This window comes from Mucilaginibacter sabulilitoris, assembly GCF_034262375.1.
In the GTDB taxonomy this organism is placed as follows: Bacteria; Bacteroidota; Bacteroidia; order Sphingobacteriales; family Sphingobacteriaceae; genus Mucilaginibacter; species Mucilaginibacter sabulilitoris.
Genome location: NZ_CP139558.1, coordinates 1,293,250 through 1,315,311 on the forward strand (window position 1 = coordinate 1,293,250; position 22,062 = coordinate 1,315,311).

Annotated in this window: 22 protein-coding genes; 6 read left to right on the forward strand and 16 right to left on the reverse strand. The window is 42.0% G+C overall.

The annotated features are described in order from the left end of the window. Positions 1-44 precede the first annotated feature (44 nt). Positions 45-812, forward strand: coding sequence for a TatD family hydrolase (locus SNE25_RS05640; RefSeq protein ID WP_321564116.1), 768 nt, complete (start codon positions 45-47; stop codon positions 810-812). A 41-nt stretch (positions 813-853) separates the two neighbouring features. Continuing rightward, entirely contained in the window at positions 854-1,876 is a 1,023-nt protein-coding gene (locus tag SNE25_RS05645; RefSeq protein ID WP_321564117.1) for an asparaginase, read from the forward strand. Positions 1,877-2,038: 162 nt separating this feature from the next. Here the strand turns inward: SNE25_RS05645 and SNE25_RS05650 are convergent, their stop codons facing one another. From SNE25_RS05650 to SNE25_RS05680, 7 genes are all read right to left on the reverse strand, one after another. Continuing rightward, positions 2,039-3,040, reverse strand: a complete 1,002-nt coding sequence (locus SNE25_RS05650; protein WP_321564118.1) for a hypothetical protein — start codon at positions 3,038-3,040, stop codon at positions 2,039-2,041. A gap of 42 nt (positions 3,041-3,082) precedes the next feature. Beyond that, positions 3,083-3,448, reverse strand: a complete 366-nt coding sequence (locus tag SNE25_RS05655) for a hypothetical protein (protein WP_321564119.1) — start codon at positions 3,446-3,448, stop codon at positions 3,083-3,085. Between the two features lie 59 nt (positions 3,449-3,507). Beyond that, complete coding sequence (locus SNE25_RS05660) at positions 3,508-5,658, reverse strand: carboxypeptidase-like regulatory domain-containing protein (protein WP_321564120.1); 2,151 nt, start codon at positions 5,656-5,658, stop codon at positions 3,508-3,510. A gap of 14 nt (positions 5,659-5,672) precedes the next feature. Next, entirely contained in the window at positions 5,673-6,647 is a 975-nt protein-coding gene (locus SNE25_RS05665; protein WP_321564121.1) for a FecR domain-containing protein, read from the reverse strand. Further along, positions 6,644-7,228 carry an RNA polymerase sigma-70 factor gene (locus tag SNE25_RS05670; protein ID WP_321564122.1) on the reverse strand — a complete coding sequence of 195 codons (585 nt, stop codon included), beginning with the start codon at positions 7,226-7,228 and terminating at the stop codon, positions 6,644-6,646. The genes SNE25_RS05665 and SNE25_RS05670 overlap by 4 nt, the downstream gene beginning before the upstream one ends. A gap of 154 nt (positions 7,229-7,382) precedes the next feature. Beyond that, entirely contained in the window at positions 7,383-7,673 is a 291-nt protein-coding gene (locus tag SNE25_RS05675; RefSeq protein WP_321564123.1) for a putative quinol monooxygenase, read from the reverse strand. Then, the gene (locus SNE25_RS05680) at positions 7,645-8,280 is read right to left on the reverse strand and encodes an NAD(P)H-dependent oxidoreductase (protein ID WP_321564124.1); all 636 of its coding nucleotides are present in this window, start codon (positions 8,278-8,280) and stop codon (positions 7,645-7,647) included. The genes SNE25_RS05675 and SNE25_RS05680 overlap by 29 nt, the downstream gene beginning before the upstream one ends. A 101-nt stretch (positions 8,281-8,381) precedes the next feature. On the opposite strand from SNE25_RS05680, the gene SNE25_RS05685 reads away from it, so the two are divergent. After that, on the forward strand, positions 8,382-9,278 hold the full coding sequence (locus tag SNE25_RS05685) for a LysR family transcriptional regulator (protein WP_321564125.1): 897 nt from the start codon (positions 8,382-8,384) through the stop codon (positions 9,276-9,278). A 74-nt stretch (positions 9,279-9,352) separates the two neighbouring features. On the opposite strand, the gene SNE25_RS05690 is transcribed toward SNE25_RS05685, so the two are convergent. Both SNE25_RS05690 and SNE25_RS05695 read right to left on the reverse strand, forming a co-directional pair. Further along, a complete protein-coding gene (locus tag SNE25_RS05690; protein ID WP_321564126.1) occupies positions 9,353-10,837 on the reverse strand; it encodes an aldehyde dehydrogenase (NADP(+)) in 1,485 nt (494 codons plus the stop codon). Positions 10,838-11,077: 240 nt separating this feature from the next. Next, positions 11,078-11,806, reverse strand: a complete 729-nt coding sequence (locus tag SNE25_RS05695; protein ID WP_321564127.1) for a GntR family transcriptional regulator — start codon at positions 11,804-11,806, stop codon at positions 11,078-11,080. A gap of 270 nt (positions 11,807-12,076) precedes the next feature. Between SNE25_RS05695 and SNE25_RS05700 the strand changes: the two genes are divergently transcribed. Next, complete coding sequence (locus tag SNE25_RS05700) at positions 12,077-13,891, forward strand: class I mannose-6-phosphate isomerase (RefSeq protein WP_321564128.1); 1,815 nt, start codon at positions 12,077-12,079, stop codon at positions 13,889-13,891. A gap of 205 nt (positions 13,892-14,096) precedes the next feature. After that, a complete protein-coding gene (locus tag SNE25_RS05705; RefSeq protein WP_321564129.1) occupies positions 14,097-15,005 on the forward strand; it encodes an NAD(P)/FAD-dependent oxidoreductase in 909 nt (302 codons plus the stop codon). Positions 15,006-15,031: 26 nt separating this feature from the next. On the opposite strand, the gene SNE25_RS05710 is transcribed toward SNE25_RS05705, so the two are convergent. The 5 genes from SNE25_RS05710 to SNE25_RS05730 all read right to left on the reverse strand — a co-directional run bounded on the left by SNE25_RS05710 (position 15,032) and on the right by SNE25_RS05730 (position 19,464). Continuing rightward, complete coding sequence (locus SNE25_RS05710; protein ID WP_321564130.1) at positions 15,032-15,541, reverse strand: GNAT family N-acetyltransferase; 510 nt, start codon at positions 15,539-15,541, stop codon at positions 15,032-15,034. A gap of 4 nt (positions 15,542-15,545) precedes the next feature. Beyond that, the gene (locus SNE25_RS05715; RefSeq protein WP_321564131.1) at positions 15,546-15,983 is read right to left on the reverse strand and encodes a MarR family winged helix-turn-helix transcriptional regulator; all 438 of its coding nucleotides are present in this window, start codon (positions 15,981-15,983) and stop codon (positions 15,546-15,548) included. A gap of 86 nt (positions 15,984-16,069) precedes the next feature. Then, positions 16,070-18,391, reverse strand: a complete 2,322-nt coding sequence (locus SNE25_RS05720) for a multicopper oxidase domain-containing protein (RefSeq protein ID WP_321564132.1) — start codon at positions 18,389-18,391, stop codon at positions 16,070-16,072. A 19-nt stretch (positions 18,392-18,410) separates the two neighbouring features. Beyond that, positions 18,411-18,926: a DUF3347 domain-containing protein gene (locus SNE25_RS05725; protein WP_321564133.1), complete on the reverse strand. Its 516-nt coding sequence runs from the start codon at positions 18,924-18,926 to the stop codon at positions 18,411-18,413. Between the two features lie 139 nt (positions 18,927-19,065). Then, positions 19,066-19,464 carry a hypothetical protein gene (locus SNE25_RS05730; RefSeq protein WP_321564134.1) on the reverse strand — a complete coding sequence of 133 codons (399 nt, stop codon included), beginning with the start codon at positions 19,462-19,464 and terminating at the stop codon, positions 19,066-19,068. Between the two features lie 192 nt (positions 19,465-19,656). Between SNE25_RS05730 and SNE25_RS05735 the strand changes: the two genes are divergently transcribed. Continuing rightward, positions 19,657-20,088 (forward strand): YybH family protein, encoded by a 432-nt coding sequence (locus SNE25_RS05735; protein WP_321564135.1) that lies wholly within the window; start codon positions 19,657-19,659, stop codon positions 20,086-20,088. A 6-nt stretch (positions 20,089-20,094) separates the two neighbouring features. Here the strand turns inward: SNE25_RS05735 and SNE25_RS05740 are convergent, their stop codons facing one another. Continuing rightward, the gene (locus SNE25_RS05740) at positions 20,095-20,514 is read right to left on the reverse strand and encodes a DUF1801 domain-containing protein (protein ID WP_321564136.1); all 420 of its coding nucleotides are present in this window, start codon (positions 20,512-20,514) and stop codon (positions 20,095-20,097) included. Positions 20,515-20,600: 86 nt separating this feature from the next. Next, positions 20,601-22,025, reverse strand: coding sequence for a COG3014 family protein (locus tag SNE25_RS05745; RefSeq protein WP_321564137.1), 1,425 nt, complete (start codon positions 22,023-22,025; stop codon positions 20,601-20,603). Positions 22,026-22,062: the final 37 nt, after the last annotated feature.

Genomic DNA, 22,062 nt, shown 5'->3' on the forward strand with positions numbered 1-22,062 from the left:
AAAGCCTTCTGCCAAAAAACAGAAGGCTTTTTTATTTTTGCATCATGGTATTAACCGACACCCATACCCACCTATATTACGAAACCATTGCCGATAAGCGTGCCGCCCTTATGGAGCGCTGCATCAGCAATAATATTAACCGACTGTTTTTGCCCAATGTTGATACGGAATCGGTACCGCTGGTATTTGACCTGGTGCATAACTATCCAGAGCAATGTTTCCCTATGCTGGGACTGCACCCGTGCTCGGTAAAGGCCGATTGGGAGCAGGAACTGGATAATATCCGTAACGCGCAGCAACAAAACAAAATTTTTGCCATTGGTGAAATAGGTATTGATCTGTACTGGGACAAAACCTTTTTGAAAGAACAGATAGAAGCTTTCAGGCAGCAAATTAACTGGGCTAAAAGTTTGAAACTGCCCATCGTGATACACTGCCGCGATGCTTTTAACGAAGTTTATGAAGTACTGCAACAAGAACAGGACGAGGATCTGCGCGGTATATTTCATTGTTTTACAGGTACGCTGGAACAGGCAAACAACGTAACTGCATTGGGTTTTTACCTGGGAATAGGCGGGGTAGTAACCTATAAAAATTCCGGGCTGGACAAAGTTGTGGCCGAAATTGACCTGAAACATATAGTTTTAGAAACAGATTCTCCGTACCTTACGCCCGTTCCGTTCCGTGGTAAGCCTAATGAAAGTTCATACCTGATCTACATAGCACAAAAAGTGGCGGAGCTCCATCAAACAGATGTAGATACAGCGGCCCATATCACCACTGAAAATTCAAAACTACTGTTTGGTATATAAAATATTTATTTCATGGATTTATACAGCATAAACCTTACTTCATGAGTCAGATACTGATCATCTATACCGGGGGTACAATTGGGATGATGACCGATCCTGTGACCAAAGTTTTAAAACCGATAAACTTTGAGCAGATAATGGATAACGTTCCCGAACTCGAAAAACTGAATTGCCGTATTAAGGTACATTCTTTTGATGAGATCATTGATTCGTCGAACATGAATCCGGCTATCTGGAGCGAACTGGCTGGTCTTATCCAGTCAAACTATCATGATAACGATGGTTTTGTAATATTGCACGGGTCAGACACAATGGCGTATACGGCCTCGGCACTGAGCTTTATGCTCGAGAATTTGGGCAAGCCCGTTATATTCACTGGCTCACAGCTGCCTATTAGCGCCATCCGTACCGATGCTAAGGAAAACCTGATGACGGCCATTGAAATTGCCAAATCAAAAAAAGCCGACCGCGCGCGCGTACCTGAAGTATGTATCTATTTTGATTATAAGCTGTTTCGCGGTAACCGGGCATTTAAATATAATTCTTCAAAATTTGAGGCCTTCCGCTCGCCTAATTACCCAATACTGGCCGAATCGGGTGTCCACCTGCGTTTCAGCGCCAATGATATCAGGCATCCAGAGGAAGGTTCTAAACTCATTATACATAATAACCTCGTGAGCGACGTTGCGGTGTTGAAGCTTTACCCGGGCATTGGCACCAAAGTGGTTGAAACCATCCTGAACTCAGATGTAAGGGGCGTAGTAATGGAAACATTTGGCGCAGGTAACACTACTACCGATGCCTGGTTTATCGACCTGTTGAAAGGTGCTATTGACAGTGGTAAGGTGATTGTTGATATATCGCAATGTAAGGTGGGCACGGTGGAGCTTGGTCGCTACGAAACCAGCAGGCATCTGAAAGATATTGGCGTGGCCAACGGTTATGACATGACATTTGAATCGGCCGTAACCAAAATGATGTACCTGCTGGGCATGTTTGATGATCCGGCAATGGTGAAGCAATACATGGAGCTTGACCTGCGGGGAGAGATTACAGTATCATAATTAAAATCTGAACGCCCGTCATTGCTGTAACGAAGCATTCTCTAAGCTATACAGGGTGAGTAATGCTTGTTGTAGAGCGCTCAATTGCCGCTGTGACTATTACTCTGAAACAGCCACAGCGGAACGAGATAATGGGCAGGTATGGTACCACCCAATTCAAAATTACTTTAATTTAAAGTGGTAGCCCAGCTTAAGCGATAAGGCATCCTGGATAAGACGGCTGCCGTAGTTGTCGTACTTGGCACCAATGTCGATACCGTTTTTAAGTTTTATACCTAATGATGGTGTATAGACAAAAGAGGTATTATTATTGGAGGCAAAGCCAACACCTGCTTCTCCGCCTAAATAAAACGCATCAGCCAGGTAAAAACGCAGGCCAACCTTAACAGGCACTACGTTTTTTACTGTATAATTATTGTTGTAATAAACATTGCCATTATCATCCATAATGCCGTAGCTGTAATAGTATGAATTGAACATGTGCGTATAACCCACAGAGAAAGTAGCTTCCAAATTGTTTGATAGAGGTTTATATAAGTCAACTTCGGCACCCAAAATATGATCGTCCCAGTTATCAGAACTTGCACCGGGGTTAATGCTTACGCCTAATTCAAAGTCATGATTGTTGCCGGTGGAAGTAATTGGTTTACGCGAACCCAGCTTAACGGTACCAAAGCCATAAGCCAATCTTAAAGCGATGTTTTTGGTCATTTTATCTTTGGTATAGTCTTCATATTTAACGCTGATATCCATGCCGTTTTTCAAGGCCAGGCCAACAGAAGGCGACCACAGGAACGAGGTGCCCCACTGCTCAAAGGCAAAGCCTGCGCCGGCTTCGCCGCACAGGTAAAGGCTATTGGTTACAAAATATTTAATGCCCAGCTTAGCTGGGATCACGTTGTAGGGGCTGCCATATTGCGAGTAATTGGCAAAATGATCTTTTTCAAAAAAGTGGGTAAAGCCTGTAGTAATAGTTCCTGAAAAATGACTGTTAAAATCCTTTTGTAAGCGGATATCGCCGCCTAAAGTGTATTTAAAGGCGTTGGTAGGAGTTATGCCTGTATTAATACCGAAGCCGACACGCCAGCTGTTGTTTGTTTGAGCATATGCTGCGGAAGTAAATAGTACGAAAAGAACGAAAATAGATGAAAGTAAATGTTTCATGTGGGTGTAAATTGATTTATAAATGATTTGTGTAATAGCGATTTAATCGGCAGGTAAAAAGTCGAGCGCTTTTTTGATGGTCAATAAACTGATAATGAAGGCCAGGGCTGCAGCAGGCTGTTGGCTCTGGAGCACGTAGGAAATAAATACAATAATTAAAAACACACTCAGGATGCTTAGTAAAACAAGCTTAATAAACCTTGTATCCTGACAACTTAATTCCTGTGACGACTGATGATTATGCAGGTTGGCAACTATACCTTTTAACAAGGCCAGTGAAAAAAGCAGCACCATTGCCAGTGTTTTTGGCAGCTCCTGCCATATAAGCAAACTATAGACAATAGTTAGTGTGCCTATCAATAAAAATAGCATCAATACAGTAACAGCTGTTTCGCGAACTCTTTCCATGTTGTTGTTTTTGGAGATGTGACAACAACAGCCGCTTTTACCCCTACAGCAATCTGATATTATTTACCTAATTTAAACCGATACCCCAGGCGCAGGGCAAATTGTTTGTAATAGGACTGAAGTCCGTAATCCTCAAACTTGAAACTGGTTTCCAGTCCGCTATGAAAACTAAACCCTGCAGATACGCCATATGTTAATGAGCGATAAGGTTTATTTATGACAACCGGATCAGAGCTTCCGGAAATGTAAGGATTACTATAAGGCTCATCAAATAAACCGAACGCTGCGCCTACCTCGCCTCCTATAAAAAAAGTTTTACCAGTATATAATCTTATGCCTGCTTTAACAGGTATGAATTTTAGATAATTACTTTTATAAGTGTAATCGTTTTCTGAAAATGAAGTGTATCCAACAGAAAATGTGCCGGTTATATGTTCGCCCAGATCACGATGGGTAAATATTTCACCGCTGTAAACAGCCCCGCCGAAAGGATCGTCCCAGATAATGCCGGCGCCAGCTGATGCGCCCAAATACCATGAACTTGAATTATCATGGGCTTTGAGAGCAGGATCAAAGGCTTTGCTAAAAACAGAATTAAAAGCAACACCCGCTTCCCAGCCAACCCATTTCTTAACCTGGTGCTCATATAGGTAGTTGTTATTCGAAGGTTCGGGTATGTGGGTAACATTCTTAAATCCGGCAATATGGAATGAGCCGCTATGGTTATAATGGTTAAAGGTTGGGCCGCCTACCAGGCTGATACTTTTTGAAAGCTGAATATTTAACAATAGTTTACCCTGTAGCCACCTGTCATCAAATGATGAGCCGGCATGAACAAACTGGTAAGCTGTCTCTGTAGAAAAATATATCCACTGGCTTAGCATAAAATCATGGCCAAGGCCTAAACCAAAATAATGCAGTTTACTGTTTGGTGATATGTTTGACCCTATATATACCGTACTGTAAAATGCATGGGTGCCGGTTTTTAAACTCACATTAGTGTTTACAAGATCATTGCTTGATAAGGTTACTTTGTAAAAGCCATTGCCAATAATATTTACCAGGCCAATGCTGGCCCCTTTGGAGGTATCTGCACGGTTCACTAAGCCTATTTGCAGGCCTTTTAGTTTACCGGCTTCATTATGTAACCCAGCTACCTGCATGCCTTCAACCTCACTTTCGGCTTTGTTAATAAACCCGGCTACCTGTAAACCCCTTACGGTATCCAAAGCACGGTTATGTACACCTGCGGCCTGTATACCTGTAACTGTACCACCAACAAGATTAAACACCCCTGCCAGTTGCATATATTTGGAATCCATTTTATTGATGTTGAAAAGGCCTCCAAATTCAAAACCGTTTACACCTGCTGTATAGCCACCGATAAGATTAAGCGAAAATTTATTGACTACCTGCGGACTAAACATGCCATGTGAGCTTAAACCAGGTGTTAAAGATACCTGGAACGGGCGTTTGGCAAAAAAATCGGGAATATTTAAGCTTTGGATGCGTTGCTTTGCTGATGAAAATAAATGGCCCATAGCGGTGCGCTCTACCCGATTACTTTTATTTACGGCATTATCATAATTGCCACTTTGTGAGCGGCTGTTAATTGATACGGCCTGCAAAAAATTGATGGAGGTATCCCGGTAAGCTAACTTGCTTGCCGTTAAACTGATCTGCCCCGGATGATCTGCTCTAAACTTCAGCTTAAAATAGCCATGCTCATCGGTTAGTGCCGAAGCCAGTTGCTCTTTTATATAAACGCTGGCATTCATGAGCCGTTCGCCGGTACGTTCATCAATCACCAATCCGCTTATGGAGTAGGTGTTATTATCATTGGTAATATCGGTATTGAGTAAAGAAAGAGTTGGTAACGGCTGGGTTATGATCAAGTAATTATTGCGTTCCTCAATATCATATTTACCATGAAACAGCGTAACTAAAATATCCGATATGGTTTGATTATCCGCACTCATCGTGATCAGGCTGTCCTGCGATAACAGTCTGCCATTGTATGAAAAATAAAACTCTCCTTTTTTTCCAATATCCCGCAGCGCGTCGGCCAATCTGGCGTGGTCAAACTGAATGCTTATACGTCTATTCAAAATACTTTGAGCCTGCGCCGGCCGGATACCGAATAGCAGCATTACCATTAAAAGCAGCAGTAATTGGCGTGGTGGTAAAAATTTGGTAGCAGTTATAATCATTAAAAATGGCGAACTTATTTAAGGATAATCCTATTCTGTTCTTTTTCTATCGTAATTTTAAAAGTGCGGCTAACAATTGTTAAGATATTATCTAAAGTGTCATCTGTTCTGAAAGTAGAATTTACAAGCAAGTTATTTAGTTCTTTTCTTTTGATAATAATATGGCTGTCATAAGCCTGGTTCAGTACCTCCACAAATCGTGATAGCGGAACATTATTGGCAAGGAATTCCTTACTGCGGTAATAATTATACAATTTGTCGGGATTGGTTTCTTTAACCAGCTTGCCCGATGCCTGTTGTACCCATACTTTTTCTCCCGGTTTAAGCAGTACCATACTACCATTTTCGCTTACCTGCACTACGCCTGTTTCTACAATTACTTCAACTATCCCCTTTTTATTAATTACATTGAATGATGTGCCTACCACTTTTATGGTAGTACTGCCGGCCGTAATAATAAAAGGTTTTGTTTTGTTGTGTGCAACATTAAAAAAAGCTTCACCTTTTAATAAAGTTACCATACGCTGGCTGCCGGTAAATTTCTCCGGATAATTAAGTAATGCGTATTTATTCAGGGTGATCATTGAACCATCGGATAAGGTATCGGTTTTAACCAGTTCCTGAGTTTCAAACTTAACCTGATGATCAACAAACCGGTTAAAATATAACCAGGAGCTGCCTGCAATAAACAATACGGCGGCGGCAATTTTTAGCCAGGTATAATTATTTAACGATACAATTTTAGCATGCCTTGTTTTTTGTTCCACCGCCCTTTGTTTTAGTTGTTGAAGCGATGCGTAAGCGTCAATATCCGGGTCGGCTTTGAAATTTTTGCTGCTGTCCCATATCAGCCTGAATTGTTCAAACCTGCGTTCATTTTCAGCGTTAAGAGCCCGCCATTCGGTAACCTGTGTGGCTTGCTCGGGCGAAACCTCCTGAAGCAGATAACTGATCAGCAATTCATCATTTATATGTAATTGTTTCTTCATGCCATCAGTTTTATTAGTATCCATATCATCAGCGGCAGGTAATCTGCCAGTTGTAACCGGAGCCGTTTAAGTGCCTTGCCCATTTGGTTATCTACCGTTTTAATAGAAATGCCCAGTTGGGTAGCTATTTCCGAATATTTTAGTTCTTCAAACCGGCTTAGCTGGAACACAGTACGGCACTGCTCCGGCAAATCATTAATTGATTTTTGCAACCGCTGCTCAAACTCCTGGTATTGCAGCTTGTCAAATGGGTGTTCTGTGTGTTTGTCCATTTCGTGAATTGTATGTGTCTGATATTTCTGCTTTACCTTATGATGCTTAAAATAATTCATACATTCATTATAAACGGAGCGGTACAGGTAGGCCTTTAATGACGTATGTATGGTGACCCGTTCCCGTTTTTCAAGGATCTTTAAAAACACATCCTGTACTATTTCGTCAGCTAGGGCGCTGTTGTTAACCATAGTGAAGGCATAATGGTGTAATGACGCATAATTATCCAGGTAAATCTGGTCAAAGCCCGGCCTTTCCGCATCTAAATGCAGTACATAAGGTGTTTTAGGTGTGTTATCTGTTTGCAATTGCTGGGTTTAAAATTAATACTTTAAACTTTTATTATGCAGCAGACAACAATCCGGGCATAAACCCCTATGCCGGTTTGAAATTTTTTTTGAAAAATAAAAGAGCCAATACTTATGTGGTAATGGCTCTTCTTATAACAGGTTCAATTGAGGTTTACCTCACCGGCTGGGTTTTGTAAATAATGATATCACCGTCGCGAAGATCATAGGTGTTATTTATAAACGCCTGGATGTGTGGCTGGGCATTGTGAAATGCTAAACCTTCGGCATCGCTCCATTCCTCATGAAAAATGTACATGTCCGGGTCGGTATCTACCTGGTGCAGGTCATATTGCAAACACGCAACCTCCTGTGTTGAGTGACTTACCAATTCCAGCAGGTGTTGTTTTAAAACTTCGGCCTGGCCAGGTTTGCTTTTAATTAGCGCAGTTAAGTAAATGCTCATGTTTTTGTGTTTTTACGGTGATGAAATTTTTGGTGAGGTGGTCTGTGTATATCAAAAGGTCGCGTTGTACATCGGCGTTCTTTTCCACGTCATGAAAATGCAGGCTTTCCAAAGGCGTCATGCCGGTAAAGGCGTTCATGCGGTGAAAGCCAAACAGCACACCATTATCTACGCTGGTTTCATTAAAGAATTCATCGGGCAGCGTAAATGCTTCTTTTGGTGCATTCCATGAGCTGGTTACCATATACTGACGGCCGTGCAGCATGCCACCGGTTCCGTAATTAATAGCCGGATTGGCAGATGAGCGCCCGTCGCTATGATATATCCCCTTGGCATAACCTTCGGTAAATACCACGTCAATGTATTTTTTTAGCCCGTGTGGTACGTGGAACCACCAGATAGGGGTGTGGTATATTACAACATCGGCCCATACATATTTTTCAACCTCTTCAGCCGGATCATATGCTTCATTAATATCCGTGTATTTAACCTCAAAGCCTGATTGGTTCCGGAAAAAATCGATGGTGGCATCGGTTATGGTTTTATTAAACCTCCCGCCTGAATGGCCAAATTTTTGACCCCCGTTTATTACAAATATTTTCTTCATGATGATATTCAAATTTTAATAAGACAAAATTATGGTGGAATTATCTACTATTAAAATAATTTAAATCATATATTTGTATCATAATTATAATAGTTAAAATCATGGTGAACTTAGAATGGTACCGGACGTTTAAAGCCATATATGAAACCGGTACACTTACCGGCGCTGCCGAAGCGCTGTATGTATCGCAGCCTGGTGTTAGTTTGCACCTTGGCTCATTGGAGGCCTATGTGGGTTATAAGCTTTTTGACCGTACTTCCCGTAAAATAGTATCAACAGAGCGCGGTAAAATATTGTATAATTATATACAGGAAGCGCTGGAAAAACTGGAATTGGCCGAAAAGCATTTTCACCGCAGTACCGAGAAAGACACGCCAACTATTAGTATAGGCATGTGCTTTGAAACCTTTCAAATTACGCTGGAGCCTTATCTGGCAAGCTTGCCTTTTAACGTGATCATCAAGTTTGGCGAATACCCTGAAGTGCTGAGCGATTTGGACAATGGTATCCTCGACTTGATTATCACTCCCCATCGGGGCAATAATAAAAGTATTGAATACATTCCTTTCTCCAAAGAGACTATTGTATTGGTAGCCGGTAAAAATACCGACACAACGTTATTTGAAAAATTGCGACAGCAAAACGATATGGCTGGATTACAGCAATGGCTCACCGGCCAGAAATGGTACGGCACAACCGGCGATATGGAACACTGGATAAGGTTCTGGTACGTTAATTTTAGTAAACGCCCCAATTTTAAGCCCAACTTTATTGTCCCTAATTTAAATTCTATTGTACGGTGTTTGAGCAGTGGCGAGGGCCTGGCGGTAATCCCTGATTTTTTATGCAAAAGAGAGATTGAAAACGGAGAGGTAAAGCTGATATGGGAGGGCAGGCAAAAAATTGAGAATACGCTTCATTTTGCCATGCGCAAGAAAACCATTTACGACAAAGAAATTAATACCATTAAGGAAATTTTTGTGAAAGAGATGGCGTAACCTCTGTGTATCGCCGTTTCGGGAACCAATAATAACCCCATCCAACCCTCCCCTTAGGGGAGGGTTGGATGGGGTTATTTCTTCCACTCGTTATCAACCAGGCGCCATATATTTAATGGGTTGGCATTTTGCAAAGCTAAGGGCAGCAGACTGTCCGGCCAGTTTTGGTAACATACAGGGCGTACCCAGCGTTTTACCGCGTTAATACCAACTGCTGTGAAACGGCTATCTGTAGTGGCCGGGTATGGCCCCCCGTGTACCATGCTTGCGCAAACTTCAACACCGGTTGGTACTCCGTTAAACAAAATTCTGCCGGCAATTGATGGTAACAGGTCCACCAGCTTTGTATGGCTGTTAAGATCATCAGCAGTGCCCATCACGGTAACCGTTAGCTGCCCCGATACCGATTTTAATATGGTTACCAGCTCCTGTTCATCCTTACAGGATACCATAAGTGAATAAGGGCCAAATACTTCTTCGTGCAGCAGTGGGTTTGCTAAAAATGTTTCGCCGCTTACCAGCGCAACGGTTGGCAGGGCTTCAATATCCTGTGCAGCAGTGGCGGCTTGCTGAACCACTTTTACGCCTGCTTGTGCCAGAGCTGCGTGGCTCTTTTTTTCGTATGCGGAGTGAATGCCTGCATGCAACATTTTAGCAGGCTGCACCGCTTCAATTCCGCTGCTTAAATGATCCAGAAAGCTATGCAGGGCAGGGCTTTCAACCGCCAGCAATAAGCCGGGGTTAGTGCAAAACTGACCCATTCCCAATGTAATGGAGCCGGCGTATTGTGTTGCAAGGTCGGCGGCGTTTTTTTGCAGGGTATCTGGCAAAAATATAACCGGATTAATGCTGCCCATTTCTGAAAAAACAGGTATAGGGTTTTTGCGCTGTGCCGAATAGTCAAATAAAGCTTTACCACCGGCTGTTGAGCCCGTAAAACCTACAGCGGCAGTATGGTCGGCTTGTACAAGGGCCTTGCCGCTTTCAAAAGAATTGCCATGAACGTGCTGAAAAACATCATCGGGCATGTTGCATTTTGCAATAGCCTTTTTGATAGCTCCATACACCATTTCAGATGTTTCGGCATGTGCCGGATGTGCTTTTACCACAACAGAACAACTAGCGGCCAACGCACTGGCGGTATCTCCACCTGCGGTTGAATAAGCGAACGGGAAATTACTGGCGCCAAAAACAACCACTGGTCCTAAGGGAATGAGCATTTTACGCAAGTCGGGCTTAGGTAACGGAGTTCTTTCGGGGTTTGCAGTATCAATATTGGCCTCTACCCAACTGCCTTCGCGTAACATGGCGGCAAACATGCGTAATTGTGAAGTAGTTCGGGCCCGCTCGCCGGTTAGGCGAGGTATAGGCAAATTGGTTTCTGCTGACGCTTTTTGCAGCAACTCGTCGCCAAGGGCCTCAATTTCATCGGCAATAGTGTCAATAAATGTACTTTTCTCTTCAATGCTCTTTTTTTGGAAGATCTCAAAGGCGGCGTGCGAGCGCTGCATTATCTGGTTTATTTCTTCAGTACTCGCTTCTTTAAAAGTATTAGCCATGATAGATATATGATTGGTTATAATGATAAAACGGCAGGAGCCGGAAATAATTTTTAACAAATATATTTAATCAGGGTTCAATATGATTCACTGATACTATCCATTAATGCTATGATTTTGGCATGTTTGGGTACGGATATAAATTATCTGGCTACTCACCATGCTAAAATGCCCGGAAGTTAACCCACGTCTATAGTGCTGCAGTAATAAGGAGTAAAGTGAGTGCCTGCTCAAGGTAAATTAGCGGGTGCTTTCTACGGTATAAACAAAACTATCGGCCTTATAATAACCCAGGTTATATTCAATGGGTCTTTCGCCCTGGTCATAAACATATCTTTTTCTGAATAGCACGGGGCTGCCAATTGCAACCCTGAGTTTATCGGCAATAAAGGTACTGGCGGCTTTAGCGCTAATCTCTTCTTTTGACAGGGTAGCAATAACAGAATGTTCCTGCTCCAGCATTTCATATAGGGGCCTTTTAAAATCTTCGTCGCCGGTAAGGCCAACACGCGGATGAAAATAAGAGGCAAAATACACGAAAGGCTCATCTGAACGGCCACGTACCCGTTCCATTTTTAATATTTTCCGGTCGGTTTTTATTTCAAAGAATTTGGCCAATGCTTCATCCGGAAATACCCAGGTGACATGCAGTTCGAAGTTTTTGATAGGGATGCCCCTTAATGCCATTTCCTGCGAAAAGCTTAACCAGTTATTTGATTTTGAACTAACCGCGGCCTGGGCAACCTTTGTACCAAATCTTTTTTTACGAACCAGCAGTCCTTCAAAAACTAATTTATTAATGGCTTGTCTTAAAGTAGTACGCGATATGGCCAGTTTTTTGGCAAGGTCGACTTCGTTGGGTAAAAGTTTTCCTTCCTGATATTCGTCTTCTGCTATTAACTTTCTTAAAAGGGCTTCTGCCTGTATGTGTAGAGGAATTGGGCTTTTATGGTCTATAGCGTATTTCATTTATCCGAATAAGTTACAATGATAAGTATTTTTAACCAGCAAGTTAATTGTTGCTACATAAAGACGCTTTGGTTCGATATTTAGTACAATCCTTTACAATTATGATACGTAAAAATAAAATAATTTGAAAACTATTCTAATAAAGAAATTATTTATATGTTTGTACATAATAATTTGATAAGCCTATCCTTGCCGAATTTCATTAATAACGGATTCCCTTTCCATAAGTTAATAGGCATAATCAGATATGTTCATACATTATTACAATAAATGGATACTAATCAAACTAATACCCCTATACAGTACGGACCGGTTGATAGCCTGCTCCGTAAGACTTCTCAATTTTTAATGCCTGTAAAGTTAAACGGATTTAATACCCAGCAGGATGAATATAACATTTATCCGGTGCATTCCATGTCAACAGGCAAAATTTTTAATGGATATGACTCACTTGCTCAATACATTATTAACCAAAAAACTGTAATAATTGATGGTTATACGGGTGTTTTCTGGAATAAGGTACAAGACGCGTTAAATAAATGTTTTACAGCAAAGGGTTTAACCATAAACTGGATAGAAACTTCGGCTTATTTAAAACCGGCCGGGGATATTGATGTCCTGACCGAGCCTTTTTTAGGGACGTCTGATGCTGTGTGGGGAACCAAATGTACCTTGTCCCTTCATGACTTTTATGACCTGGATAAGCTAATCGGACAAGCACCAAATCAAGCGTATGATATCAATATAGTCATGGGCACTGGGGCCTTCTTAATTGGATGGGATGTGCCTGTAATTTATATTGATCTGCCAAAAAACGAGCTGCAGTTCAGGATGCGAGCAGGCTCCATTACTAATCTGGGTACCAGCCAGGTAAAAGGGCCGTTTCAGATGTACAAACGCTTTTACTTTGTTGACTGGGTTTTATTAAATGCACATAAAAAACAGATACTCGATAAAATAACAGTGATAGCAGACGGGCAATGGCCCGATGATATTAACTGGATGCACCAAACCGACTTTGTAGAAAGGTTAAACCAGATGAGCAAGTCGGTGATCAGGGTTAGGCCCTGGTTTGAGCCAGGCGCCTGGGGTGGGCATTGGATCAGGGAACACATTAAGGATATCAATAAAGATGTAGTTAATTATGCATGGTCGTTTGAATTGATAGTGCCCGAAAATGGTCTGGTATTTGAAAGTGATGGTTACCTGCTCGAGGTATCGTTTGATTTCCTGATGTTTCATAACAGGGAACAGGTATTAGGTAAGCATGCACAGCGGTTTGGCGATGAGTTCCCCATCCGTTTTGATTTTCTGGATACTTGTGATGGGGGTAATTTATCAATTCAGTGCCACCCTAAATTAAAATATATACAGGAAAACTTTGGGGAAACCATAACCCAGGATGAAACCTATTATATATTAGATTGCAAGGATAATGCCGAGGTATATCTCGGTTTTCAGGAAGATATTGATGCCGGAGAATTTAAATCGGTGCTGGAAGCAAGTCAGGCTGAAAACAGCGAGGTGGACATTAAACATTACGTGCAGGCGCATGAAGCCAGAAAGCACGATCTGTTTTTGATTCCGAATGGTACTGTACATAGCGCTGGTGCCAATAACCTGGTATTGGAAATCAGTGCCACACCCTATATTTTTACCTTTAAAATGTATGATTGGCTGAGGCTTGACCTTGATGGTAACCCCCGCCCCATAAACATTGACCATGCCTTTAATAACCTTGATTTTAGCCGCAAGGGGCAAAAGGTTCAGGATGAGCTTATTTCAAAGCAAACCGTAATACAACAGGGCGATGATTGGCAACTGGTGCACGTACCAACACACCGCGAGCATTTTTATGATGTGCACCGCATAGAGTTTGATACGGAGGTTAAGGCTGAAACAGACAATCAATGCCATGTAATGATGCTGGTTGAAGGATCGGCAATATCGATAAAAACCGCCGACGGGACAGAACATGTTTTTGCCTACGCCGAAACTTTTGTAGTGCCCGCTGCTGCAGCATCATACATATTGACCAATTTGGGCCAGGGACGTGCAAAAGTTGTAAAAGCCTTTTTAAAATAATATACATTTTACTCCTGTTATTCACAAATACGTTCAGGTTAACCTAATCACAAACACCAAATTCATTTCAGAATGTTATACAAAGGCCGGTGATTTGATCATCGGCCTTTTGTTGTTTTTAACATGGCAATGTAATTAAATGCAATTAAGTTGCATTTAATTTATGACTTCTGTAATTTCAAATCGAAATCTAACTAACCATATTATGAATGCAGAAATGGACTTTGATGTAATTATTGTAGGAGGCAGTTATGCCGGTTTATCGGCTGCTATGGCTTTGGGCCGCGCTCTCCGTAAGGTTTTGGTGATTGATGGTGGTAAACCCTGTAATCGGCAAACTCCCCATTCGCATAATTTTTTAACCCGCGACGGTGAAACGCCGGCCGCTATAGCAAGCATAGCAAAAGAACAACTGGCAAAATATACAACTGTTAAATTGGTTACTGATTTTGCTATAGAAGCATCAAAACTTGATGCAGGTTTTCAAATAATTACCCGTTCGGGAACAAACTATACCGCAAAAAAGATACTGTTTGCTACGGGCATAATCGACATAATGCCTGCTATTCCCGGTTTTGCTGAGTGTTGGGGCATTTCGGTATTGCATTGCCCATATTGCCATGGCTATGAGGTCCGTCATCAGCCTACCGGAATTTTGGGTAATGGCGATGCTGGTTTTGAGCTTGCAAAACTTATCAGCAACTGGACGAATGATATTACATTCTTCACTAACGGTAAATCAACCTTGTCTGCAGAACAGGAACAACTGCTCGTAAAGCACAACATTAAGATTATTGAAACCGAAGTACAGCAAATTGTTCATGATAACGGCCAGATCAAAAATATAATACTCCAAAATAACGAAGCTTACCAGCTAACCGCCATGTATGCCAGGCTGCCATTTAACCAACACAGCGATTTGCCGCAGCAGTTTGGGTGCGACCTTACAAATGAAGGATATATAGCGGTTGATGGTTTTTATCATACCAGCATACCTGGTATTTATGCCGCCGGAGATAATGCAACCATGGTGCGGTCGGTTGCCGTAGTTGTAGCTGCCGGAATGGTGGCAGCGGCTGCTATCAACAGGGACATGATTACTGAAGAGTTTTAAAATATATTACCGGGGGCAGTAAAAGTTTACGCTTCCGGTAATACAAGATCATACCTTAATTCGGTTAGGGCTTTATCAAAGGCATGAGATACTTTTTCTTCGGTTAAACGGAAGCCGTATTTGGTGTATAAAAAAATGGCGGCGTGTTGCTCATTAGTCGTCCATAAATATGCCTTTTTGTAGCCAAGTTCACGCATATAGGCCATAAACTCATTCATCAGTTTTTTCCCAAGACCAACTCCGCGGTATTCTGGCAAGAAAATAAGATACCGGAGCTGAACTGATTGCCCGCGATGAAAACCTATCATGCACCCGATAATCTGATTATTATGCTCGCAGATCCAAACCCTGTCTTTCACTGTATCGTATTTGCGGGCAAACTCCTGCAGGCCTTCCAAAACGTACCCTTCAAAATTTAAACCATACCCAAGTTCATGTGCATACTGTTTTCCGTGCATGTAAGCTATGTAACCCAGGTCGCCCGGCAACAATTCTTTTCTGAGTGTGATATTATCAAGATGTATAGCGGTCTCCATTAAATTAAGATTGTTTTTTTAGAATATTCATTATGGCATTCATGTGGGTTACCAGTTCCTGCCGATCTGTGCTGTTCAAATTGGTGATCAGATCACTGATCTGTTTGTCTGATGCTTTGTTCAGCATGGTAAACTCCTGTATACCTTTTTCGGTTAACGAAATAAGCATGGCCCGTGCGTCATTACCAGATGAAGTCCTGGTTATTAAGCCATCCTTCTCCAGCTTTTTTAGTAGCCTGCTTAAATAGCTTTTATCAATATTCATAACCGTCATAATCTGCGAGGCCTGCACGCTTTTTCCGCTGTATATTTCAAAAATGATGCGGCCTTCGGCAAGGGAATAAGCGCTATGTAGCAGGTGTTTGTCGAGCAAACCGATAATATCTGTATAAAACCGGTTGAACTTTCGGATATCCGGAATGGGATCTTTTTCTTTAACCATATACAAAGATAAATGAATATAGTTGACTTTGTCAACTATATTCATTGAAAAAAAGAAGACCGGCTTTTAAAGCCGGCCTTCTTTTTTTAATAGGTGAGGGTTAATCCACCGCCTAAGCCCATATCGCTATCGTAATGGGTTGACAGGGAGAAGGATTTATTGATGATGTATCGGAAACCCGCGGCATACTCCTTGTCGGTATTGCCCATAATGGTAAAGCGCAGGCGACTGGTAAGCGGAATATCATCCCGGCTTAGCTGAAATCTTAGTTTTCCGTTTCCATCTATACGCGCATCAGCCACAAAGAGCATGGGCAGGGTATAGGCTACGCCAGCAACTACGGTTTTACGATTACTTTTATTACTTACCTGTCCGAAGAGGTTTTTTTCTGCCCCATGGTTTCTTTGATAATGATAATCAAAACCGCCATAAGCGTATAGCCATTGCATTTGGCCAAAATATCGGCCAATCATGGTTTCACTTTCATAACCTGAGCGGTCATTATAACCCAGGTGCCATAGCGTAGAAAATTTCCAGCGGGTATTGGCCAATGCCGCATTGCCATCGCTGCCAATACTTTCCAGTCCTACCTTTGCCGAGGCATAAAAATGTTGGTCATCGGCATATATCTTTTTAATTGACTTGGCCGGGTCTGGGATCTCAGGATTTGGAGGTGAATTTTCATAACTGAATATACGGCCCATACCACTCATCATGTGGTAAAGTATATGACAGTGAAAAAACCAGTCGCCGCTTTCAGTTGCCCTAAACTCAATGGTATCCCGTTCCATAGGCATAATATCAAGCGTGTTTTTCAATGGAGCGTATTCGCCCTGCCCGTTTAGCACCCTGAAGTAATGGCCATGCAGGTGCATAGGATGGCGCATCATGGTATTGTTATACAGGATGATCCTGACGTTTTCGCCACTTTTTATCAATATCTTATCCGATTCGGATACGGTTTTATTATTGATACTCCATACATAACGGTTCATGTTGCCTGTTAGATCAAACCGCAGCAGTTTAGTTGGACCTTTAGGAAGGGTAGTAACTTTGGTTGATTTGAGCATACCATAATTCAGCGTCACAATATCTGATGATGAACTATTGTTCATGTCCATACCGGCCATGTGCTCATGTTCCATTTTCTTATCGCCCATGCTATCCATTTTCATGCCGTCCGTATGGGGTATTTCTTTCTTCTTAGCTGTTGGTTTTTCTGCTTCGCCGGTAATTTCAGGGTACATTACGGTATTCATGTCCATTACCTGGTTGCTCATTTCCATGCCCTCCATTCCTTTCATGTTGCCATTCATGTCCATCATGTCGTTCATCATTTTCATCCCCTCAAAGTATTTGAGCCGGGGTAGGTGAGCAGCCTTGTGCGGTGTACCACTGCCTAGCCATAGGGAGGTGAATTTGGTCCGGTCCTCGGGTGTAGCTAAAAACTCATAACTGCCGTCTTTGGGTATGGTAACTACTACATCATAGGTTTCTGCAACGGCAATGATCAGCCTGTCTACCTCTACCGGTTCCACATCTTCACCATCATTGGCTACCACACTAATTTTACCGCCTGCATAGTTAAGCCAGAAATAGGTAGATGAACTGCCGTTAACCACATGAAGCCTTACCTTATCGCCGGCTTTAAATTGCGGAGCTGTATTTTCAGACTTCCCGTTGCTGAAAAAGCGGTCGTAATATACATCGCTCACATCCATGGCCGTCATGCGTTTCCACTCGTTGGCCACCTTGGTTTTAAAATGGCCTTCCCTAATGGCTTCCAGGTAGTTTTGCGTGCTGCCTTTTTGTATGGCAAACCAATCGGTAGCGTTATGCAGCCTGCGTTGTACCTGATCAGGATTTTCATCTGTCCAATCACTCAGCAATAATGTATAATCTTTTATGGGCGATGGCTTCTTTTCATTAATGATAAAAGCGCCATACATGCCGCTTTGCTGCTGCGTCATGGTGTGCGAATGATACCAATATGTACCATGCTGCACCAGGGGAAATTTATACAGGTGGGTTTCGCCCGCTTTTACAGGCGAGGTGGTTAAATAGGAAACTCCGTCATAACGGTTAGGCAAAATTAAGCCATGCCAGTGTATGGAAGTTTCCATCATCATGTTGTTATGCACATAAATTTCGGCCGTATCACCCTCGGTAAACGTAAGGGTAGGTGCCGGTATAGAGCCATTGATGGCCATGGCTGGCCTGGCTTTACCCGTGTAATTTACTGTGGTATCGCCAATATATATATGGTAAATATCCCTGTTGCCAATTTTGGTATAAAAGGGCAAACGTTTTACAGCTGCACCCGGATCCGTTTTCATAGACATGCTATGCTGGCCAAAAGCAAAAAACGACAGTGATAAGTTTACCCATATTAAAAGGAAACTTTTCATAATTAAAAAAGAATTATGACTACTTAACAGCCGGGGTCAGTGTCTCTGTTGTTTTGCCGCAGGTAAGCATTTGCTTACCATAATAAGGGTTTTTGACAGCGCTGGTTTCACTTAACCAGGTTGCCTTTTTCATAGGGCAGTATTGTTCATAAACGGTCGCCGTATTAAGCTTTAAACCCTTTGTTACTTCGTAAAGGTTTTTTGATAAGCTGGTAAAATGCTCACGCTGATGATCAATAGCATCGCTTTCGCTAATGTGCTTGCTGTCAAACCGGAGCTTTTCAAAATAAGTCATCCATAGTTTGTGCTGCTCTGGGGTAAGTTTGTTCATTGGCACAGCGGTAATTGCAGTGAGCAGGTCGGCAGCTTTGGTTTTAGCGGCGGCCTTATCGTCGGCAGTTAGCGCGTTTTTAACATCAAGGTAAGCGGTTAGTACATTGTTTACAGCTACACCAGCAGGATTATCCTGTGCTTTGGCGTTTGAATAAGAAATAAATACAGTTATTAATATGATGAATGTTTTAAGCGTTTTCATGGTGTTTTTATTTAAAGGTATTGAAATTTATCTGGTAGATTTTAATGCGGCAGGCAACAGTGATATGCTTACCCTGAAGTATGGATTGGAGAAAACGGAGCAATAAATCTTCGCCTGCCCAAAAATAACCTGCCTTTTATCAGATTTGGAGAGACCGTAATTGTATAGCAATAAATTTACCCGATGGGCTTGGTGGCGCCTTAGCGTACCGTCCAATAAACCTATCTGAAATGCTATACTGATCGGTTAGGGGAACGTAATTAAGTTGTTGAAAAACCAAAAAAACTTGTGGTGCCTGAACATCAACTGAAACCGGTTTTATGTTCTCTTTAATTACATAGTTACCATGTTTACTGCAGCAGTCGCAAGCTTTATTTTTATCGCAATGTCTGTCCTGATGACTGTTATGGTTCATGGCTTGCATAGCCATTTTGGGTTGAAAAAAGTGTTCGCCGGCGCAATGCACCATGCATACAAACATCCCTGTTGTGAGCGACAGGTAAAATGCTGCAATGGTTATAATGGCTGCTTTCTTCATTGAAAGCAAAGTTAAGCTATTCTAGAACACCCGTCTTATAAAATTTTGTCGGGGATTTATAAAATTTTGAGGATTACTGCAGGCGGCTTATCTGAAAAACGGATATATTGTTTAACATCAATTGGTGAGTATCGCACATAACATTTTGATTGTTTGTCTGTTTACTCAGTTATAAACCATGATGCTGATATTATGAATACGAGTGACGAAGCGCAATTGCAGATCTTTATCCATGAGCGGGTTGAGGCTATTTGTAATAAAGATATTGCCGGGGCCACAAACCGTTATGCACAAGATGTCATGTTGTTTGATGTGGTTGGCCCCTTGCAGCAAAGCGGCATTAAAGCGATGCAGGAAAGGCTGAACACATGGTTTGCCTCATTTGACGGAAATATTGGCTTTGAAATTAAGGATCTTAACATTGTTTTAGGTGGTGATGCCGGGTTTTGCTATAGCTTTAACCATGTTAGCGCCAAAACAAAAGACGGCGGGAACCTGAATATGTGGTGGCGCGAAACGCTTGGATGGCAGAAGATTAACGGTGAATGGCTTGTTACCCATGCGCACAGTTCTGTACCTTTTGATGCTGTAAGTGGGAAGGGAGCTATAGGGTTAAAACCCTGAAGTTATTTAAGCCGGATATTTGTTGTTCATGTAATTTACTGAAGAGGCAATTAATTGCCGCAGTACAGTTTCATCAATGTCCTGCAGTTTTTTGATGTAGATACAGCCTTTGCCGGTTTTATGTTTACCAAAATTTACAAGCAGCTTTTGTTTCTCTTCAAAATCCTGGTAAAGATAGAGTGAAATTTCGGCTTTGCGAGGTGAAAAACCGGCCAGAGGCGCATCTCCTTCACGCCCGCTGTCATATTTATAGTGATAGCTGCCAAAACCAACAATAGCAGGCCCCCACATTTTGGCTTTAAAACCGGTTTGTTCTTCCATGATCTCTACCAGGCGAAAGCTATCTTTCCGTTTAGTTTCATCAGTTACCGAATTTAAAAAATCGGCTACGCTGGCGGTAGTTTCTGTTGTTTTGTTCTTAGCCATTGTATAACGTGTTTGGTTAATACTATTCTTAGGCCATAACTATGTTTAAAGATAATATTTTTTGACAGCTAAAAATGTTTTTTAAACTATCGTAATGTCGAATAATTATAAAACTGGAGCCTTCCTGTACCATTTACAGTGATGGTTTTGGTTTCATCGGCCCCGCGGCTATTTTTTAAGGTAAGCGTAATCTGGTTTTCGCCCTTTTGCAGGGGTATTCGGGCATAAGAAATATTGGCAGGTAGTGTTTGCCAGTTACGGGTATCTGCTTTTTCAGAGAGCAGGCTGTATAGTTGTATGCCATAACCAAGCCCCTCTAACAATGAATTGGTTTTGCCATCGCTTTTGGCGCTTGCACGTACCGAGTATTCGGCAATTTTTTTTACCGCCAGCCGTGAAAGTACTTTGCCCATTTCATTTAATGTGCGCTGTTGCAGTGTTTTAAAAGCAAGTTCATTTATATCTTCTGCTTTTTCGAACGGTATTTTATCCTGGTTGCTGGTAATAACAGCACTGGAGTAAAAAGGAGTTTGCGCAATATATTTTGGCCAGGCAACCCTTAAACTTTCAAACGATTTTAAATTTACCCTGTTCCTGTCGCCGCCATAATTAAAAGGTATTACCAAACCGCCTGCCGCGTCGGTAAAAAATAAATCACCATTATTATTCCTGATCAGGCTGAAAAAAAGGTCGACCTGTGTTTTAACCGGTGCACGGCCATTTTCCCAAAAAAAGATCAGTTCTCCGCCTTCAGCAGGTTTTTGAGGTTCGTAGCTTATGCCAAATGTTTTTTCAAACTGATCGGCTTCTGTTGTAAACCCATTCAATAATGCTGTGCGGATCACATCTTCCTGAAGCCCTAGCGGCATGGTTGTACCGTAATAAGTTTTATCGGGTGCTGCCAGGTATATTTCGGCAGCATTACGATAGGATATAAAGGCATTGTTAACATCATTATTGCTTTCATAAAGCATACCCTGCAGCATGAGCGAAAAAGCATCATTGCTGTAGCGTTTCTCTTTGTTGTTAAACTTGTCGCCCTGTTCCTGAGCTTGCAGGGTGATGCGCCGGGCTTCAACAATGGCATCTTCGGTGTTGTGCAGGTACTGATAATTGAGCGCCTTATAATAATGGATCATGAATTTCTCAAAATCCTCGCCCTTATATCGCTGCTCCATGGGGTTAACCAGCACGCCAACAGCCTCGTCGGTAGCACTTGTAAGGCCCTGATCAAGCATCTGATCGGCGTCGTTAAAGTATTTATTGCTGTTTTGGTAATCTCCGTTAAGGTGGGCTATACGTCCTTTTTCCATCAGGTACAATAGCTTATTGCGGGGCTTTTGTATCAGGCTGTTCTTATCGAGTTCTGTTTCTGCTGCTTTATAATTTCCGGCCGAAACATTTTTATAGTATGGAAGAATACGGTCATTATAAGATGCACAGCCCGACAAAAGAAACATCAGTCCTATAACAGATGACGCCTGAAGGATATACGTACGGAGATTTATCATTATGAAATGTAAATTGCCCTGAACACCGGGTCTCGAC

Bases quoted from the DNA above. Each gene is read 5' to 3' on its own strand.
- SNE25_RS05640 (WP_321564116.1), top strand. From the start codon at position 45: ATGGTATTAACCGACACCCATACCCACCTATATTACGAAACCATTGCC.
- SNE25_RS05645 (WP_321564117.1), top strand. From the start codon at position 854: ATGAGTCAGATACTGATCATCTATACCGGGGGTACAATTGGGATGATG.
- SNE25_RS05650 (WP_321564118.1), bottom strand. From the start codon at position 3,040: ATGAAACATTTACTTTCATCTATTTTCGTTCTTTTCGTACTATTTACT.
- SNE25_RS05655 (WP_321564119.1), bottom strand. From the start codon at position 3,448: ATGGAAAGAGTTCGCGAAACAGCTGTTACTGTATTGATGCTATTTTTA.
- SNE25_RS05660 (WP_321564120.1), bottom strand. From the start codon at position 5,658: ATGATTATAACTGCTACCAAATTTTTACCACCACGCCAATTACTGCTG.
- SNE25_RS05665 (WP_321564121.1), bottom strand. From the start codon at position 6,647: ATGAAGAAACAATTACATATAAATGATGAATTGCTGATCAGTTATCTG.
- SNE25_RS05675 (WP_321564123.1), bottom strand. From the start codon at position 7,673: ATGAGCATTTACTTAACTGCGCTAATTAAAAGCAAACCTGGCCAGGCC.
- SNE25_RS05680 (WP_321564124.1), bottom strand. From the start codon at position 8,280: ATGAAGAAAATATTTGTAATAAACGGGGGTCAAAAATTTGGCCATTCA.
- SNE25_RS05685 (WP_321564125.1), top strand. From the start codon at position 8,382: ATGGTGAACTTAGAATGGTACCGGACGTTTAAAGCCATATATGAAACC.
- SNE25_RS05690 (WP_321564126.1), bottom strand. From the start codon at position 10,837: ATGGCTAATACTTTTAAAGAAGCGAGTACTGAAGAAATAAACCAGATA.
- SNE25_RS05695 (WP_321564127.1), bottom strand. From the start codon at position 11,806: ATGAAATACGCTATAGACCATAAAAGCCCAATTCCTCTACACATACAG.
- SNE25_RS05700 (WP_321564128.1), top strand. From the start codon at position 12,077: ATGGATACTAATCAAACTAATACCCCTATACAGTACGGACCGGTTGAT.
- SNE25_RS05705 (WP_321564129.1), top strand. From the start codon at position 14,097: ATGAATGCAGAAATGGACTTTGATGTAATTATTGTAGGAGGCAGTTAT.
- SNE25_RS05710 (WP_321564130.1), bottom strand. From the start codon at position 15,541: ATGGAGACCGCTATACATCTTGATAATATCACACTCAGAAAAGAATTG.
- SNE25_RS05715 (WP_321564131.1), bottom strand. From the start codon at position 15,983: ATGGTTAAAGAAAAAGATCCCATTCCGGATATCCGAAAGTTCAACCGG.
- SNE25_RS05720 (WP_321564132.1), bottom strand. From the start codon at position 18,391: ATGAAAAGTTTCCTTTTAATATGGGTAAACTTATCACTGTCGTTTTTT.
- SNE25_RS05725 (WP_321564133.1), bottom strand. From the start codon at position 18,926: ATGAAAACGCTTAAAACATTCATCATATTAATAACTGTATTTATTTCT.
- SNE25_RS05730 (WP_321564134.1), bottom strand. From the start codon at position 19,464: ATGAAGAAAGCAGCCATTATAACCATTGCAGCATTTTACCTGTCGCTC.
- SNE25_RS05735 (WP_321564135.1), top strand. From the start codon at position 19,657: ATGAATACGAGTGACGAAGCGCAATTGCAGATCTTTATCCATGAGCGG.
- SNE25_RS05740 (WP_321564136.1), bottom strand. From the start codon at position 20,514: ATGGCTAAGAACAAAACAACAGAAACTACCGCCAGCGTAGCCGATTTT.
- SNE25_RS05745 (WP_321564137.1), bottom strand. From the start codon at position 22,025: ATGATAAATCTCCGTACGTATATCCTTCAGGCGTCATCTGTTATAGGA.